The 17,460-nt window shown below is 32.5% G+C and carries 13 protein-coding genes; 5 read left to right on the top strand and 8 right to left on the bottom strand.

The window, feature by feature from the left end:
- Positions 1-125 precede the first annotated feature (125 nt).
- Positions 126-902, top strand: coding sequence for a DUF6261 family protein (locus N456_RS05380; protein ID WP_062054702.1), 777 nt, complete (start codon positions 126-128; stop codon positions 900-902).
- Positions 903-995: 93 nt separating this feature from the next.
- Here the strand turns inward: N456_RS05380 and N456_RS05385 are convergent, their stop codons facing one another.
- Both N456_RS05385 and N456_RS05390 read right to left on the bottom strand, forming a co-directional pair.
- The gene (locus N456_RS05385) at positions 996-2,303 is read right to left on the bottom strand and encodes a RagB/SusD family nutrient uptake outer membrane protein (protein ID WP_062054733.1); all 1,308 of its coding nucleotides are present in this window, start codon (positions 2,301-2,303) and stop codon (positions 996-998) included.
- A gap of 19 nt (positions 2,304-2,322) precedes the next feature.
- A complete protein-coding gene (locus tag N456_RS05390; protein WP_062054704.1) occupies positions 2,323-5,355 on the bottom strand; it encodes a SusC/RagA family TonB-linked outer membrane protein in 3,033 nt (1,010 codons plus the stop codon).
- 598 nt (positions 5,356-5,953) lie between these two features.
- On the opposite strand from N456_RS05390, the gene aspS reads away from it, so the two are divergent.
- The 4 genes from aspS to N456_RS05410 all read left to right on the top strand — a co-directional run bounded on the left by aspS (position 5,954) and on the right by N456_RS05410 (position 10,188).
- A complete protein-coding gene (gene aspS, locus N456_RS05395) occupies positions 5,954-7,702 on the top strand; it encodes an aspartate--tRNA ligase (protein WP_062054706.1) in 1,749 nt (582 codons plus the stop codon).
- Positions 7,703-7,802: 100 nt separating this feature from the next.
- Positions 7,803-9,590 carry a chloride channel protein gene (locus N456_RS05400; RefSeq protein WP_062054708.1) on the top strand — a complete coding sequence of 596 codons (1,788 nt, stop codon included), beginning with the start codon at positions 7,803-7,805 and terminating at the stop codon, positions 9,588-9,590.
- 55 nt (positions 9,591-9,645) lie between these two features.
- The gene (locus N456_RS05405; protein ID WP_062054710.1) at positions 9,646-9,903 is read left to right on the top strand and encodes a hypothetical protein; all 258 of its coding nucleotides are present in this window, start codon (positions 9,646-9,648) and stop codon (positions 9,901-9,903) included.
- An 87-nt stretch (positions 9,904-9,990) separates the two neighbouring features.
- Positions 9,991-10,188, top strand: coding sequence for a cold-shock protein (locus N456_RS05410; RefSeq protein WP_062054712.1), 198 nt, complete (start codon positions 9,991-9,993; stop codon positions 10,186-10,188).
- A gap of 354 nt (positions 10,189-10,542) precedes the next feature.
- Here the strand turns inward: N456_RS05410 and N456_RS05415 are convergent, their stop codons facing one another.
- The 6 genes from N456_RS05415 to N456_RS05440 form a co-directional block, all read right to left on the bottom strand.
- Entirely contained in the window at positions 10,543-11,214 is a 672-nt protein-coding gene (locus tag N456_RS05415) for a 3'-5' exonuclease (protein WP_062054714.1), read from the bottom strand.
- Positions 11,215-13,134 carry a DUF294 nucleotidyltransferase-like domain-containing protein gene (locus N456_RS05420; RefSeq protein ID WP_062054715.1) on the bottom strand — a complete coding sequence of 640 codons (1,920 nt, stop codon included), beginning with the start codon at positions 13,132-13,134 and terminating at the stop codon, positions 11,215-11,217.
- Between the two features lie 18 nt (positions 13,135-13,152).
- Positions 13,153-13,602, bottom strand: coding sequence for a nucleoside deaminase (locus N456_RS05425; RefSeq protein WP_062054717.1), 450 nt, complete (start codon positions 13,600-13,602; stop codon positions 13,153-13,155).
- Between the two features lie 282 nt (positions 13,603-13,884).
- A complete protein-coding gene (gene rsmA / locus N456_RS05430) occupies positions 13,885-14,739 on the bottom strand; it encodes a 16S rRNA (adenine(1518)-N(6)/adenine(1519)-N(6))-dimethyltransferase RsmA (RefSeq protein WP_062054719.1) in 855 nt (284 codons plus the stop codon).
- Positions 14,732-15,046 carry a DUF4286 family protein gene (locus N456_RS05435; protein WP_062054721.1) on the bottom strand — a complete coding sequence of 105 codons (315 nt, stop codon included), beginning with the start codon at positions 15,044-15,046 and terminating at the stop codon, positions 14,732-14,734. The genes rsmA and N456_RS05435 overlap by 8 nt, the downstream gene beginning before the upstream one ends.
- Before the next feature lie 166 nt (positions 15,047-15,212).
- Positions 15,213-17,000, bottom strand: a complete 1,788-nt coding sequence (locus tag N456_RS05440) for a tetratricopeptide repeat protein (protein ID WP_062054724.1) — start codon at positions 16,998-17,000, stop codon at positions 15,213-15,215.
- Between the last annotated feature and the right edge of the window lie 460 nt (positions 17,001-17,460).

Genomic DNA, 17,460 nt, shown 5'->3' on the forward strand with positions numbered 1-17,460 from the left:
AGTACTACTGGAAAACGCCCCAGAAAACTGGGGGCGTTTTCCAGTTTCATAGAACCATTCTAAATAACACAAAAAATACGCTTACTAAAAAGTGTATTATTATAAACCTTAAGTAATTAAAAATAATGAAACAATTAGTAGTAGCTCCAAAGCTAGAAAGCTTTAAGAATGGAGAATTTTCTAAGTACACTCGGACTGTACTGGAGTTAAGTAAAGAGCAGGATCTAAGAGCTTTGGAACTGATATCATATGCAAACGAATTAAAAGTTAACTATGCTAATTTTAGAGCTGTCTATAAAAAAAATAGAGGAAGTCTTCTCACTCCCCAAATGGTTATGCATGATCAGCATAGAGATAATGGTCTAAAACTGATACAGCGAGGCACAAAACTAATTGCAGACCTTGCTGCAGAGGAGCAAGATCGTAATCTGGCTATGTTGCTCTATAAGACAATTACCAAACATGGTAAAGAAATTTATAACATGGCATACAATCAACAAGGTGGTGTTATGGATGAAATTATAGAAGAAATAGAGGGGAGTCCCGAATTAAACACAGCTTTGGATATACTGCAGCAACGCAAATATTTTAATGAAATGAAAGCTGCGCATGCTGCTTTTGACAATATTTTTAAATCTAGAGTAAAAGAACAACAACTAGAACAAACAGATCTAAATATTGTAACATTAAGAAAACTCACCTCTAGGGCATTACGAGAATTATTCGACTGGATTTTTATACGTGCTAAAACCAATGGAATATCCCAGTTCGAAACTTATATAGGAAATTTAAATGTGCTTACAGAACAATATAATTTATCAGTAGAACGCCGCCTTAGTGGAAAATCCAATACCCATCAAGAGTTAAATGATGATTATGACCAACAACAGGGAAATGTATAACCTAGAAACCTATTAATAATAGCACATGTAAACAAAAAAAAACGCCGCAATAATTGCGGCGTTTAGTATAGTATATAAAATCGTATGATCTAATTATTTATTCTCATTTACAGGTGTAGGAAATTGATCAAATATCGCATCTCCAGATCTATCTATTGGCAATTCACTTAATTTATTAAATCGTCTTAGATCAATCCAACGATGTCCTCCCTCTGCATATAAAGAATATCGTCTTTGTTTTAGGATTTCGGTCACTAATTCTGCTGGTGATGTCCCCCCGCTATATGCAGGTAACCCTGCTGCAGTTCTAATCACATCTATAGCAGCTACCGCAGCAGTTGGATTAGAGATATGATTCGCCTCTGCTGATAATAAAATTAACTCTTCATTTCTAATAATAGATACAGGATCAGTGTTTGATTTATAAACAAAAACTGAATGTGTCCCTGTTAAACCATCTAAAGCTAAAGAAGTAGTTCTTGCAGCTATTTTATTTAATCTAGTATCTCCTGCTTCTGCATCAGCAATAAAAGATGGATGAGCCAATCTTGCATTTGCCTCAGAAGCGTTTACATCAAAAAATAATGGATTAGGAACATCTCCCCCCGCTAGAGAGAAGGTATAATTTGCTCCTGATGATAAATCTCCTGACATATTCATAAAAGAGCTCTGCAATAATGTATTCACCGATTCATAATTTCCTCTATACGCTTCCACTCTAGCTGCTAAAGCGTTGTTAAATTTTAGAAACTCTATTGGGGTCGAAAATAATGAAAAGCCAGATGAAATAGCTAATGGAAAGGCACTACCTCCATTAGATAAATCAGTTGCTGCTGTAGTCAACATATTAAAAACAGCCGTAAGACCTTCTTCATAGCTCACAAAAGGACCTAAGTTTTTTGGGTCAGATATATCTAATCGTATTCCATTCTTATATTGCTGATTTAACACCATCAATAACTCGTGCGCTTTTATTGTATTTAAAAAACCTTTTGCTGCAGCTTTCTCTTCATTAGAAAAATCTGCAGTTGATTTCTCTAATCCTTCTAAAATTAGATTAATTCCTTTAATCGTTGTATATCTAGAAGCATATGGTGATACTGAATAAAAAGCATTATCATCTAGTTTACCTGTTAGTAAATCTGCTGTCCATCTAGGATCAGAACTTTGTATTCTCCAATACTCTCTACCTGCTACAGATTGCCCATCGATCTGAGTCCCTAATCTAGTTCTCATATCTGCCAATACTCCAGATGTTGCCTGTATTAATTCTGATCTAGATATATCACTTGATATCTGATCAGTTGTGGGACCATTAAGGTTCGCTCCGTCTTCAACTTCACAAGAAACTACCACCATCGATAGTATCCCTATTATAAAAATATTTTTTAATATGTTCATTTTTCTTATCATTTTTTGTTTAAAACTCAACTGCTAGATGAAACAAGTAACGCTTCGATGAAGGGAATGGTGTTACCTCAACCCCAGTTGATAATCCATTAGAACCAAAATTAGACACCTCTGGATCATAACTGTTATAATCAAAAATATTTATCAAGTTATTTCCTGAGAACCCTATTTTTAGGTTAGAGACATATCCTTTGAAGATTTGATCACGAAATTTACTAGGCAGATTATAATACACCCCTACTTCTCTTAGTCTTAAATATGATGCATCTTCCACAAACGGAGTTGCATTCTTCCCTTTAAAAGCATCTACTCTATAAACACCGTTTGGCTTTACTCCTGCGGGATCTAAATCTATATCATCATAATCAGGGCTTGTTCCTCCAAAATCAGTTAATAAGCTGGATAAATTAACATTATCACCTCCTTTTTTCCAATGCCATAAAAATGATAATGTAAAATCTTTATATCGTAAATTATTACTCCAAGTCATCTGAAAATCAGGCTCCGAATCTCCTAGTACAGCTAAGTTACCACTACCATCGGTACCTACAATCTGAGTTGCACTTTTTCCTTCTTCGATTCTAAATGAACCTAAACCAGTACCAAATCCTCCTAAGTTAAAAGGAGCAACTTCTAATTTTGTAATTTCTGATGTATTGGTAAAGTAGATCAGATTAGTATTCCATTCAAAATTTTCACTCTGCACCGGATTTGCATTTAACGCGATCTCAACACCTTTATTTTCCAAACTACCAGCATTAGCAAATTTAGAAGAAAAACCAGTAGATGGTTCTATATTAGCTTGTAAAATAAGATCTTCCACTTTTTTATTATAATATGAAAATTCTAATCCTATTCTATTATTTAATAAGCCTACATCAAGCCCTACCTCTAGTTCTTTTTGTCTTTCTGGAGAAATACTTGGATCCCCAAGAGTTACAGGTAAAACAATCCCAACATTACCACCAATTAATGAATTAGTATATGCTGTAAATAATGCTCCATTTGGCGCAAAATTTCCTGCCTCTCCGTACGCCGCTCTAATTTTTAATTGATTCATAAACTCTGCCTTCCAAAAATCAAAATTATGAAAGTTCACTGCTGCAGAAGCTTTTGGATAATAAAATATCTCGTTAGCATCTCCATTATTATTAGATTTATCTCCTCGTATACCTATCGTAGCAATAATTTTATCTTGGAAATTTAATTCTTCTTGCACGAAAAAACCTTGATCTTCTTGCTCTCTTCTATCCTGCTTTATGTCTTTATTAGCTGCTTGCTCTATACTTGTTTGAGAAGCAATTAAATCTGTAACTGTATTTCTTATCGTATTTCTAGAAAAAGTTTGCTTAGTAATCCCTGCTTGGGTTCTAAAGTTAAGATCACTATCTGTAGTATAATTATGAACTAGAAAGGCTGAATAATTCGCATCTCTATTCTCTGTTGTTCCTATAGCATTTAAGCCATTTAAGCCTTTATTTGCTAACTTTTGAGATTGTAAGAATTCTGGAAAAAGTGCAGTTGTGATTAACTCATAATAATCAACTCCTCCTCTAAGAATTAATTTTAAATTTGAATTATCATACTCCAAGAGTTTTAGATCAAGTGCTCCTCCTACAATAAACCTATTTACATTTTCTCTATTAATTACTTTATCTCTTGTTTGAAGAGGGTTTGATCCTGCGGAAGGATTATCTGGGTAATTACCATTAGCATCTGGATATAGGTTTGTCCAAGGTCTTGTAGAAGTAAGTGCCACTCCTATAGTAGTACCTGTATTATCATTATTAAAAAAACCTCTATCTGCTTGTGAATTGATATAGTTAGTAGACAAAGAAAGTTTTGCTCTTTTATCAAAAAAATCATGATTTAGATTAAAACGAATTGATTTTCTGTTATACCCAGTATTTTTTACAATACCATCTTCTTCATTATTAGAAAAAGCTGCATAAAACAATGTATTATCAGATCCCCCAGATATATTAACACTGGTATTAGAAATAAATCCTTTTTCTCCATAAATCTCATCTTCGTAATCAAACAATTTTCCTGAATCTCTCGCTGCAGTAAAAAGTGCAACCTGAGCATTAGCAGCATCTCTAGAGTTTTGTTCCTCTATTGGCTTACTAGGATTAGGTTTAAAAAAGAAATCAAAGACCCTAGCTTCTGTAAACGTTCGTTGTCCTCTGGGATTAAGAATTGTATTAAATCCTACATCTTGCGAAAAAGAAATTTTTGTTTTTCCTTTTGTTCCTTTTTTAGTTGTAATTATAACTACCCCAGCAGCAGCTCTAGACCCATATATAGCAGCTGCAGAAGCACCTTTAAGGATCTCTACATTCTCTATATCATCCGGATTTATATCTGCAATCCTGTTTGATGGGTTATCCTGATTGGAGGCATTACCTCCGCTAGCTGCTCCTGACACTGCATTTAAACCTGCAGCAGCAATACTATTATTATTTACATATACTCCATCTACAATATATAAAGGTTGAGAGTTTCCATTAATAGAAGTTACCCCTCTTAATTTTACTGATATCCCCCCTCCTGGAGCTCCAGAACTTTTGGTAATCAATGCCCCTGCAAACTTACCAGCTAACGCACCATCCAGAGTTTGAGGAGGTGTTAATCCTGCTAAATCTTCTGATGATATTGATGCAACTGCATTAGCAGCATTTCCTCTTTTTACCGAAGTCGCTAAACCCGTTACGATTACTTCTTCTAATGATTCTGAAGATTCTCTGACATTAATTGTTATGCTCCCTGCTGTTGCCACAGAAACTACTTTTTCTGAAAATCCTAACGCAAATATCTTAAGGTTTACGGGTAGTTTGTTTACAGTAATACTAAAATTACCATCAATATCACTAGAGGTACCATTATTTGTTCCTTCCTCTACGACATTCATAAAAGCTGCTCCTTCTCCTGTCCCTTCTACAACCACTTTCCCTGTAATGGTCTCTTGAGCCAGTAGTATTGCTGGTGCAAAAATTAATAATAGCAAAATCTTCATTTTGCAAAAATGAATTTGTTTTTTCATAATGATCTGTTTAAATGTTTGGTTAAATCTATTAAAAGATATTGACAAAAAAGTGTTAAAACTAACAATTGTTAATGTAAAGTGTGAAATTTATTACAAAAACCACATAAAAACCCTAAAAAAATATAAAACAATCATCTTATTAAGATTTTTAACTTTAATAAATCTATCATTCATAAGAGTTCTTATATTCTAAAATCTTTCTAATTCGATGTTTACCCATAAAAAACTTATGTAAAAACCTTAAAAAGAATAATTACATTTACATTAGACTAACAAATAATTAACACACAAGCCATTGTTTAATAAGTTTTATATTTGTTAAATCACTACATATATTACTTTTAAAGTTTCATATCAAAATCCTAAGTATCCCCAGTTCTTATTGCCTAAAAATAGAGTTGATTAGATAATCACTAGATCACTTGGCTTTAAAAAACAAGATTAGCTCTTTTTTATAAACACTAGTAATTTATATACTACATCAGAAACAAAATCTAGGAGAATTCTATGGATCGAATTTATAGGTTTCATTTTCATCAAAACATCATATTTTTTTATATTAAACTTCTTATTTTTGCACCCTTAACACGCAATTATGTATAGAAGTCATTCATGTGGTGAACTACGCCCCTCAGATACCAATAAAGAAGTAACCCTATCAGGATGGGTACAAAAAACCCGAGATAAAGGTTTTATGATATGGGTTGATCTTAGAGATCGCTATGGTATTACTCAATTAATGTTTGATGAAGAGCGTACCTCAGCAAAGGTTATCGAAAAAGCTAAAACACTAGGAAGAGAATTTGTGATCCAAGTAAAAGGAACAGTAATCGAGCGTGAATCCAAAAATGCTAATATTCCTACTGGAGATATTGAAGTCTTAGTAAGTGAATTGACCATTCTTAATGAATCAATAGTTCCTCCTTTTACCATAGAAGATCAAACTGATGGAGGAGAAGATATCCGTATGAAATATCGCTACCTAGATATTCGACGTAATCCTGTAAAAAACAATTTGATGTTTCGCCATCAGGTAGGGATGAAAATTAGGAATTACCTATCACAAGAAGGGTTTATAGAGGTCGAGACACCTTACTTAATTAAATCTACTCCCGAAGGAGCTCGCGATTTTGTAGTACCATCACGGATGAATGAAGGACAGTTCTATGCTCTTCCACAATCTCCACAGACGTTTAAGCAATTACTGATGGTTGGAGGAATGGATAAATACTTTCAGATTGTAAAATGCTTTAGGGATGAAGATCTAAGAGCTGATAGACAACCAGAATTTACACAGATAGATTGCGAGATGGCATTTGTAGAGCAAGAGGATATTTTAAATATATTCGAGGGTCTTACTCGTAATCTACTATCTGAAATAAAAGGGGTTGAAATTGGGAATTTCCCAAGAATGACCTATGATGAAGCTATGCGAACTTATGGTAATGATAAACCAGATATAAGATTCGATATGAAATTTGGTGAGCTTAATGAAGTTGCGCAACATAAGGATTTTAAAGTCTTTAATGATGCTGAACTAGTAGTAGGTATTGCTGTTCCTAGCGGAGCATCGTATACCAGAAAAGAGATTGACAAGCTTATTGATTGGGTAAAGCGCCCGCAAGTTGGTGCATTAGGCATGGTATATGCTAAATGTAATAATGATGGCACCTATAAATCTTCTGTAGATAAGTTCTATGATCAAGATGATTTAGCCAAATGGGCAGAAGTAACTGGCGCTAAACCTGGTGATTTAATCTGTGTACTGTCTGGTCAATCTCATAAAGTAAGAGCACAATTAAGTGCATTGCGTATGGAACTTGCAGAACGACTTGGATTAAGAAATCCAGAAGAATTCGCTCCTCTATGGGTTGTTGATTTCCCTTTATTAGAGTGGGATGAAGATACTGAACGCTACCACGCTATGCATCACCCGTTCACTTCTCCAAAACCAGAAGATATTGCTTTATTAGATACGAATCCTGGTGATGTACGTGCTAATGCTTATGATTTAGTTCTAAATGGTAATGAAATTGGTGGTGGTTCTATTCGTATACATGATAAGGAGACACAGGCTTTAATGTTTGATCACCTTGGATTTACTCCAGAAGAGGCAAAAGCACAGTTTGGATTTTTAATGGATGCATTCCAATATGGAGCTCCTCCTCATGGTGGGATCGCATTTGGATTCGATAGATTAGTTGCTATTCTTGGAGGTCAAGAAACGATCAGAGATTTTATCGCTTTTCCTAAAAATAATAATGGACGAGATGTAATGATAGATGCCCCGTCAAATATTGACACTGAACAGCTTAAAGAATTAAATATACAACTAGATTTATAATATAATACCTATTTTTATAGGTATATAAATTTCAAATAATATCAATCCTGCTTATGGCAGGATTTTTATTACCTTTAAAAACGATATAAGTTAAATACACATGTCTCTCCAAAAGAAAAAGACACTACTATATAGAATCCTAAAATGGCGTTATCGTTACATTTCTGACAAAACTTTTATCCTGATTCTAAGTGTTCTTGTTGGATTTACTGCTGGACTTGTTTCGCTTTTATTAAAAAATCTTACGCACCTTATACAAGTAGTTTTAGAAAGTGATATTATTTCTTGGCAAGCTTCTTTTTATTTTATTATCCCTATAATTGGGTTACTTATCATTTATATAATCACTAAATATATAGTTAAGAAAGATGTACAATCTGCTATACCGCTAATTCTCTATTCACTTTCTAAAAAAAAGGCTATCATTAAACCCATCCATGGGTATTTACCTCTTATTTTAGCTCCAATCACTGTAGGTTTTGGAGGATCAGTAGGACTTCTGGGACCTGCAATCAGTTCTGGATCAGCACTAAGTTCTAGTTTTAGCAATCTATTCCATATCAATCAAAAAACTAGAGTACTACTTATCGGATGTGCTTCTGCAGGAGCTATTTCTGCAGTATTTAAATCTCCTTTAGCAGGTTTGGTTTTTGCTGTAGAAGTATTTAGCTTAGATCTTACTTTAGCCTCTCTACTACCCCTACTCTTTGCTTCAGTATCCTCTATTATTACATCTTATTTCTTTTTAGGAGATGAAGTATTATTTAGTTTTAATGTTATAGAAAAGTTTGACATCTACGATACTCCTTTTTATATTATTCTAGGTATTGGTACTGCAATTGCTTCTATCTATTTTACTAAAATGTATTTTGGGATACTTCATTTTTTCAATCGTTTTTCTAAAAAAATTCACAAACTGTTAATCGGTGGAGTCACTATTGGAATTATGCTATATTTTATCCCTCCCCTATATGGAGAAGGTCTTGGGTTTATAAATGATTTATTGAGAGGAGATCACTTAACAGCTATTGGCAAAACCCCATTTGATACCATGACAGGTAACATTTGGGTTATTATTGCATTACTAACCGGTATTACTATTTTTAAGGCAATTGCGATGACAGCTACATTTGCTGCAGGAGGTGCAGGCGGAATATTTATCCCTACTATGGTTATGGGTAGCGCATTAGGCAATGTTGTATCTAAAGTAATTAATAATCTAGGAATAGGATTTCATGTTTCTGAAGCTAATTTTACATTACTAGGAATGGCAGGGCTTATCGCAGGTGTACTCCATGCACCACTTACTTCAATATTTTTAATTGCAGAAATCACGTCTAGTTATGAACTGTTTGTTCCTCTAATGATCACGACAGCAATATCATTTATTATTTCAAAAAATAGAATAGAACATAATATCTATACCCGAGAACTAGCAGAGCAAGGACATTTACTAACACATGATAAGGATCAAACTGTACTGACCTTAATGAATCTAGAGGAGTGTATAGAAACTAATTTTATAGCTGTAAAACCCGAATATACCTTAAAACAATTATTAAGTGAAGCGGTAGCAAAGTCAAATAGAAATCTTTTCCCTGTTATTGATGAGTCCGAGTGTCTCATAGGTATTGTTTCATTAGATGATATTAGAGATATTATGTTTGATATCTCTCTATATCATAGAACAACTGTAGACTCTCTTATGAATCAAGTATCGGATAGTATTATATATGAGCATGATAATGCAAAATCAGCAATGAAAAAGTTTCAAGATACAGGAGCTTGGAATCTTCCTGTACTTAAAGACGGAAAATATTTTGGATTTATTTCAAAATCAAAATTGCTTACTGCATATCGCAGAAAGTTAATTAATTTTACACGATAAATCCATTATGATTTTATCGTAAATCATTTATAAACGTAGACCATAATTCATACAAATGAAATATATAATCCGAATACTTTTTATAGCCATTGTTATTCTAATTAGCGTTGGATATTATTTTAAAAATACAGGCGATCATATAACCGGAGATAAATTAGTAGGAATCGGGATATTAGTTTCTTCATTTATTTTAATGCCTCTTTTTATTTACTACCGATGGAAAGATAAAAAAGTAAAGGATTATATGCTTACTGAAGAAAACCTAAAAAAAATGAGAGATTATGATCAAAATAGAGAAAATAACAACTCTTAGTTTTAAAAAAAATTCACTTTCTAATAACCATTTCTATAAAATTAAAAACTACCTTTAGAATTCAAAATACATATTATCTTAATTACAATGGAAGGAACAGTAAAATTTTTTAATGAATCAAAAGGTTACGGATTTATTACCAACGACGAAACAGGAAAAGACATCTTTGTACACATCTCAGGAATTGATGGTGAAGCATTAAATGAAGGTGACAAAGTAGAATACCATGAAGAAAATGGCAAAAAAGGGCTTACTGCTGCGGGTGTACGCCTAGTTCATGGATAAAACATCTTATCCTTAAAGTTTAGAAAGCACTACAATAGATGTAGTGTTTTTTTGTTTTCAATCATCTTTATATATTGCATTAATACAATACTATAACTAAGTTACGCCTCCAGAACCTCATGAGGTATGCTCCCAGAGAACACATTTTATTTTCGTAGCAATTTTCGAAGAATTAAACTCTCGATGAGGGATTAAAAACTCCTAAATACATAGTATATTTCGAGAACTTTCTTGCTTATACTCTAAAAAATCTAGTATACTCCCTACTGAAACATCCTAGTACGCTAAGAAATCCCAACGATGTATTCTCTACTATCTTATACATCCATCTGCTTTATTTACAATTACAAAGCCTTATTTTATTTTAAATAAATAAGGGAGCTCTATTTTTTTACTTTTATTTAGTCTTGCTAATATCTTAAGAAAAGCCATAGCAGTAATAAACGCATCCCCTGCTGCTGTATGCCGATCACTTTTAGAAATTTTAAGATCCATACACAAGTCATCTAGGCTATATTGTATGTTTTGATAATCATTATAATACACCAAATGTTTTGTTTTTTTATAAAGGATACTTGTATCTAAAAATGCATTCTTTAACACACCTAATCCATTTCTTTTCAAAGCTTTATCAATCATCTTCCTATCAAACTCTGCATAATGTGCAACAAGGATCGCATCGCCTATATAGTTTATGAATAATTCCAAAGCCATTCTTTCGGAGATTTTTCCAAAATTATTATCTCTTCTAATACCGTGGATAGGTACCGTTTGCTCTTTAAAAACATCTTGCTCTAGATAGACCTCTAATTGATCAGACACATCAATACTTTTATTTATAATTGTAATTCCACCAATAGATAAAATTCGATCTTCTGTATAATCAAAGCCTGTAGTTTCTGTATCAAAAGCAATAAAACGAGCAGTATCTAGTGACTTATTTTGATTTTTTTTATCAAAAAGCTTTATATATTCTTTCCAGAAATCAGGATACTCTTCTTTATTTTTTTTAGTCCAGAATTGCATTTACATAAAATTCTTAAGCTGAAAACGTACTCTCAATAGTTCTTGTATATCTCTAATAGGTCTAAAACATCGTTTTAATTTCAATTTATCATTTTTACTCAGTTCATTCAATTTTATAAACTTACCTGAATCGTGATGAAGTAAACCTTGTCTAGTTCTAAATTTGATTAATATTCTAAATGCTTTAGAACAACTCTCAAAAAGTGCTGCATTTCTGGGCTCGATTTCTGCAAGTTTATCATAGCGTAGTAATGTATTATTTACCCCACTAATATTATAATACAATATTAATATTCTTGCAGCATCAATCAATACCATCATTGCTCTGGTTTTAATATCAAAAGTATCTTTATGTTCACCGTTTTGTTCAATCAAAAACTGTTTAAAGAACCCTAATGGGGATGGTTTTTGTAATGTACTAACTCCTAATAATGCTAAAAATCTATTACTTTTATTTACTCCTTCAAATACGATTTCGGACAATCTATCTGTCATAGCAGCAGTTCCATACACATATTGAAAATCAAAAAATATAGATGACAATAATGTTCCTTCTTCAGTAGGAGTGATAACCCAATCTCTAAATTGTGTTTCCCATTTTGATAAAGACATACACCATCTAGGATTACTAGCCATCATCTCTGCAGGACAATACTCAAATCCAATTACATGGAGTCCTTTTGTAATTTTATCTGCTAATTCTAAAAAATAACTTTGTGTCGCCTTATAATCTTCTTCTTCAACATCTTCAAAAACAATAGCATTATCTTGATCAGTCAAAAGTAATTGCTCTCTTCGACCCTGACTACCTAGCACCATAAAACAAAAATTAACTGGTGGTGCTGCAGGCATTTCTTTTAATGACAACTCTATAATACGTATAATAAGCGCCTCATTAATTTCAGAAATAAGATGTATGATATGTTTAGTAGGAATATCTTGTTCTAAATATAATTTAAGTAGTTTTTCTACTTGTTTTCGGATATACCGGAGTCTATGAAGGCTTCGTATACGTTTCGTTTCTTTTATCAGTACAGAGGGATTATTACCAAACGAGACTAAAAGATCATGCTCAGAAAGAATCCCTATAAGTTTTGAGTTCTGAGTACCATTTTTAGTAATACAAAGATGGCTTATATCATGTTTAATCAAAGCGATCTGAGCTTCTGCAACTGTCATATCTTTTGAATATGTAACTACAGGAAAAACCATAATTTGTCCTACTAATGATGTTACAGCATATAACCCTGTTGCTATCTTGGCTCTTAAATCCCTATCAGTAATGATGCCTACAGGATGTTTATCATTGTTAACTATTACAATACAACTTATTTTTTTATCTGTCATCTTTATAGCGATATGCTGAATCGTATCATCTAATGAACAGGTAACTGGTTTTTTTCGATAAGAAACTCTCCTCAATGAAGAAAGGTCCTTGGCTGCTTCAATAGAAATTGTATTATCTATTCGTTGTCCTTTTTCTGTTTCAGTAAAATTATTTCTAGCATGAGCTGCAAAAGTGCCTAATAAAAACTTATTTACTTCTTTATTTTTTTCAATTAATGGTTCAAATACCTGCGCTGGGATAGCATATATGATGGATTCTTCATCTGCTTTAGCAGACATCCGGTATTTTTTTTTGATAATCATAATACGGAGACCAAATAGATCTCCTGCATCACATATATCGATCAAACTCTGATCTGTATCAAAACCTCGATATAGTCCTACAGCTCCTTCTCTTACAATATAGAATTCATCATGACACGGTCCTCCTTGTTGAAAGATGTATTCTCCTTTCTCAGCATATAAAACTTTAATTTTACCAGAAATCAACAGAAGCTCTTCTTTTGTTAAGCTATCAAAAGGAGGGAATTGTTTCAAAAAATCCTGTATCCGTTCAGCGATTGTATTTTTCATATGCTAAAAAACTAGTTGTTAATTCAAATTACGTTTTTCAACGAAAAAACGAGTTAAAATTTCCCCACATTCTTTTTCTAAAACTCCTCCTACAATTTCAGTTTTTGGATGCAACTTTGTTTCCATCACTGTACATCCTCTCTTTTGATCTACAGCTCCATAAACAATTTTCTTAATCTGGCTCCAATAGAGGGCTCCAGCACACATCTGGCATGGCTCTAATGTTACATACAATGTACACTCATTAAGGTATTTTCCTCCAAGAAAATTAGATGCTGCTGTTATAGCTTGCATCTCAGCATGAGCAGTAACATCGGTTAGCAATTCTGTAAGGTTATGAGCTCTGGCAATAATCCTATCCGCTACTACAATGATCGCTCCTACAGGGACCTCATTTTTTTCATATGCCAATTCTGCTTCCTGAAGTGCTTTCTTCATATAATAAGAATCATCTAATGGGGCTAACATATATCTATATCATTTTTTAGTAAACTACCTCGGGACAAATCTCAGAGGTATTCATTTGAAAAAATATTTTTGATTTCGAGGCAAGCTTCTAAGCAATAAAAACCTCACTTAGTGAGTAAAACTAAATAAAAATACTGGTATCCGATGGTAATACCAAATAAAGAACAGAAGTTTTGACACAAACTTAAAGAGTCATTAACTTACTAATTAAAAGCTCTTAACATAAAAAAATATATTCTATTGAGATATTATACTAGTCAAATAGTAAGAAATTCATTAATTCTACTCTTGTTTTTCGATCAAAAGTGTTAATTCTAAAAATTGCTCAACTGATAATTGCTCTGGACGTTTACTTAATATTTCGAGTGTTTTAATTTCTTCTTCTAATTCAAAAGTTTTAAGACTATTTCTTAATGTTTTACGTCTCTGCCCAAAAGCTGTCTTCACTACTTTAAAAAATAATTTCTCATCACATGATAATCCATATTCTTTTTTTCGTATCAATCGTAAGACTCCACTATCAACTTTTGGTGGAGGGTTAAAAACATCAGGAGGAACAGTAAAAAGATATTCTACTTCATAAAATGCTTGTGTTAATACAGAAAGAATTCCATAGATCTTGCTTCCTGATCTTTCACAGATCCGCTGTGCCACTTCTTTCTGAAACATCCCTGTAAACTCTGGAATACGGTCTCTATTTTCTAATGTTTTAAAAACAATTTGTGTAGAAATATTATAAGGAAAGTTTCCTGTTATTGCAAATTGCTCTTTTGAGAATAATTTACTTAAATCAAATTTCAAAAAATCTGCTTCTATAACTTGAAAACTAGTATTTCCTTTTAAAATCTCATAGTGCTCTAATTGAAAATTAGTATTGAGGTATGCTATAGATTCACTATCCAGATCCATTGCTACAAGGTTGATATCCTTTTGGAGAATATATTTGGTGAGTACTCCCATTCCTGGTCCAATCTCAATAACATTCTGATATCCGTTTAAAGTAAGCGTATCCCCTATTTTTCTAGCTACATTCTCATCTTTCAAAAAATGTTGTCCCAGATGTTTTTTTGCTTTTACTGCAGTTTTCTCAGGGGAACGTTTATGATTAGGAGTATATTTTTTTTTATTTTTAGACATTCTGCTTACTTACAATTTCTAACTCTGTTCTAAAAGCGACGAACTTACCTGCAAAACGATTCCCTTTTGCCCTAAGATGATCTGCATCTTCATCATAATATTTTTGTAACGTTTCTTTACTATCTGTAGTATACTGTACGGAGTACGTCAATCCTCCCATTTCTTCATCCACTAACACTTTGCTCATTAATGCTTTACTGAACTTTCCTGTAGCTAACATATCAGGGATATGTTCTTCTTTCATCCAATTTAACCACACATCATGGATAGTTTCTTCTATATTTATGGTTACATTATAGATATACATAATTGTTATATTCGTTTAGGAGGTTACTTTTAATATCGTTAAAAACGCATAAAGTTACAAAGAAGCAGAAGTCTAGTGGGGTAATTCCTTTTAAAAAATGAAAATCTCTTTTAATAGTGATCAAATTCTTTACTTCTTTATAATGAATCTATCTCTGGGTGATTATCTAATTTATTGCATCACCGCGCAAGGCTCTATACTTTTTTCGAGCTTCTACAAAATAAATACTATCAGCATGGTTAAAAATTATTTTTTCGTATAATTCTTTAGCTTTTTCTGGTTCTGCTAATTCATTTACATATAATTCTGCTAACCAATAATAGGCATCATCTGCCAAAATATCGTCGTTATAAAATTCTATAATTTTTAGATAATTAACTTTAGCTTTAGTGAACTGCTTCTCTTTTTCTAGCAACTTTGCTTGGCGCAAAAAAGCCTCATCTTCAATCTTTTCTCCTCTATGTTGCTGTAGTATCGTTTCATACATTGCAATAGCTTCTTGGTTTTTATTCTGAAAAGCTAGTAAGTCTGCTTTAGCAAAAATCTTTAATGCTGTTTGCGTAGAATCTTCCAGAGAATTATCACTAATGATAAGACTAAGTTCCATAGCGTCATTAGCAATTAATTGAGAGGTTGATGATTTTAATACATCGAGTTGTGTCTGTGCCCATGCAAAATCTCCTTTATAATAACTAGTTTTTGCGACTTTAAAACGAGCATCCTGAGCTAGAAAATTATTCTTTAATACATTCTGAACCTGTGTATAATAGATTAATGCTTGATTAAATTTTTGATCTAAAACCAAAATATCTGCAATTTTCATTTTTATACGAGAAGATTGAAATCTCGAAAGACGTTCTCTATCTAAGATTTCTTTTAAAAAACGAATCGCTTCTTGTTTTTTATCTTGATTAAATGCTAAAAAATGTGAATAATCAATCTGCAATCCAATTGTTTCTCTGGATTTACCATACTCTTCAAATATGGTGTTATATTGTTCTAAAATTGTTTTATAGTCTTTTTTAGAAGCGTTCTCCACTTTTGCTTTTAGAATAATTTTATGAGCAGTCAGCTTCATATCTTTTGATGCAGAAGTTTCTAAAATATAGTTTAGGATCTCTGTGGCAGATTTAATGTCTTTTTCTGAAATTGCAATTCTAGCCAAAGCAATAATACCTCCTGGCCCATCTTCTGTACGTTTATACATAGCTTTTTCTTGTATAAATGCTTTTTTAAATTCTTTTTGCTGTACAAATAACCAACTTAGCATTTCATTATACAAGATATTAGGGTTCTGTTGAAGTCTTTTAATCAATAGCTTTCTAAAAATAACATTGGCTTCGCTTACTGGATTATCGGTGATATAATCTCCAAAGTTTCGTTGTACAACACTTATGTAATTAGGTTGTAATTGCAATAATGCCAAATAACTATCGAACATTTTCTCTAATTTTCCTTGCTCTCCATAAATTTTAGCTAGCTGTACATTAAAATTAGCTCTTGGGTTATCTACCATCCCTTTTTCATAAATTATAGCAGCTTCATCTAATAAACTATACTTTTCGAAAGTCTGAGCGAGAGAATAAGCATGGTTTGCATTATTATCATCATACGTTTTGATAGCTTTATCATAATAAGAACGTGCTTCTTCTGTTTTCCCTTGTACATCATAGTGATGTCCTAATTCTACTAACATTTGTGCATTATTAGGAATTGCTGCTATTCTGTTTTTAAGGATATTTTCTGCTTCGGTAAATTGTTCTAATTGTTGGTGTGATTCTACTAACCCTAATAGGTAATTCGTACGATTTGGGTTTTTTGCATATAATTTCTGGTATACAGAAAGTGCTTTTTTATATTGCCCTTGCTGAGCATAATTTTTAGCCAACTGCTCTGACTGTGCAACTGTCAAAACAGTAAACAACAAGGTGATATATAAAATGATACGACGCATTCTGCAAGTTTTTTTGTAAATATAATAAATAAGTTAATGAGTTTTTAAGCAGAGCAAATCAATATCGTCTAGTTATACTAATTCTGATGTTAATATACTCATAATCTCATTTACAAATTGAAATTACTAGAATAAAATGTCTTTTTTCATTTTATTCTGCATCCAAAAAAAGATATTGTTTTATTATAACAACAACCTCAGAAGAAGTTCATGAAAAATTAAATGCTCTATGAGGGATTAAATGCTAAACTCAGTTTATCTAAATCACCTCATCTAACTAGCAGGAGATACTAAAACTCCCACAATTATCAATTTCTTTTGTTTTTGGGTATTCCAATATTTAGTCGCCTTAGTTTTTGATTATGGAGCAATAGGGATCGTTCTTGCAATTATAAGAACTGTCTGGTTTAAAAAAGGAGGATAGAAAAAGATAAAAGGTATAGTTTTTTAGAATCCTCAC

The organism is Aquimarina longa SW024 (assembly GCF_001401755.1).
In the GTDB taxonomy this organism is placed as follows: Bacteria; Bacteroidota; Bacteroidia; order Flavobacteriales; family Flavobacteriaceae; genus Aquimarina; species Aquimarina longa.

Bases quoted from the DNA above. Each gene is read 5' to 3' on its own strand.
- N456_RS05380 (WP_062054702.1), top strand. From the start codon at position 126: ATGAAACAATTAGTAGTAGCTCCAAAGCTAGAAAGCTTTAAGAATGGA.
- N456_RS05385 (WP_062054733.1), bottom strand. From the start codon at position 2,303: ATGAACATATTAAAAAATATTTTTATAATAGGGATACTATCGATGGTG.
- N456_RS05390 (WP_062054704.1), bottom strand. From the start codon at position 5,355: ATGAAAAAACAAATTCATTTTTGCAAAATGAAGATTTTGCTATTATTA.
- aspS (WP_062054706.1), top strand. From the start codon at position 5,954: ATGTATAGAAGTCATTCATGTGGTGAACTACGCCCCTCAGATACCAAT.
- N456_RS05400 (WP_062054708.1), top strand. From the start codon at position 7,803: ATGTCTCTCCAAAAGAAAAAGACACTACTATATAGAATCCTAAAATGG.
- N456_RS05405 (WP_062054710.1), top strand. From the start codon at position 9,646: ATGAAATATATAATCCGAATACTTTTTATAGCCATTGTTATTCTAATT.
- N456_RS05410 (WP_062054712.1), top strand. From the start codon at position 9,991: ATGGAAGGAACAGTAAAATTTTTTAATGAATCAAAAGGTTACGGATTT.
- N456_RS05415 (WP_062054714.1), bottom strand. From the start codon at position 11,214: ATGCAATTCTGGACTAAAAAAAATAAAGAAGAGTATCCTGATTTCTGG.
- N456_RS05420 (WP_062054715.1), bottom strand. From the start codon at position 13,134: ATGAAAAATACAATCGCTGAACGGATACAGGATTTTTTGAAACAATTC.
- N456_RS05425 (WP_062054717.1), bottom strand. From the start codon at position 13,602: ATGTTAGCCCCATTAGATGATTCTTATTATATGAAGAAAGCACTTCAG.
- rsmA (WP_062054719.1), bottom strand. From the start codon at position 14,739: ATGTCTAAAAATAAAAAAAAATATACTCCTAATCATAAACGTTCCCCT.
- N456_RS05435 (WP_062054721.1), bottom strand. From the start codon at position 15,046: ATGTATATCTATAATGTAACCATAAATATAGAAGAAACTATCCATGAT.
- N456_RS05440 (WP_062054724.1), bottom strand. From the start codon at position 17,000: ATGCGTCGTATCATTTTATATATCACCTTGTTGTTTACTGTTTTGACA.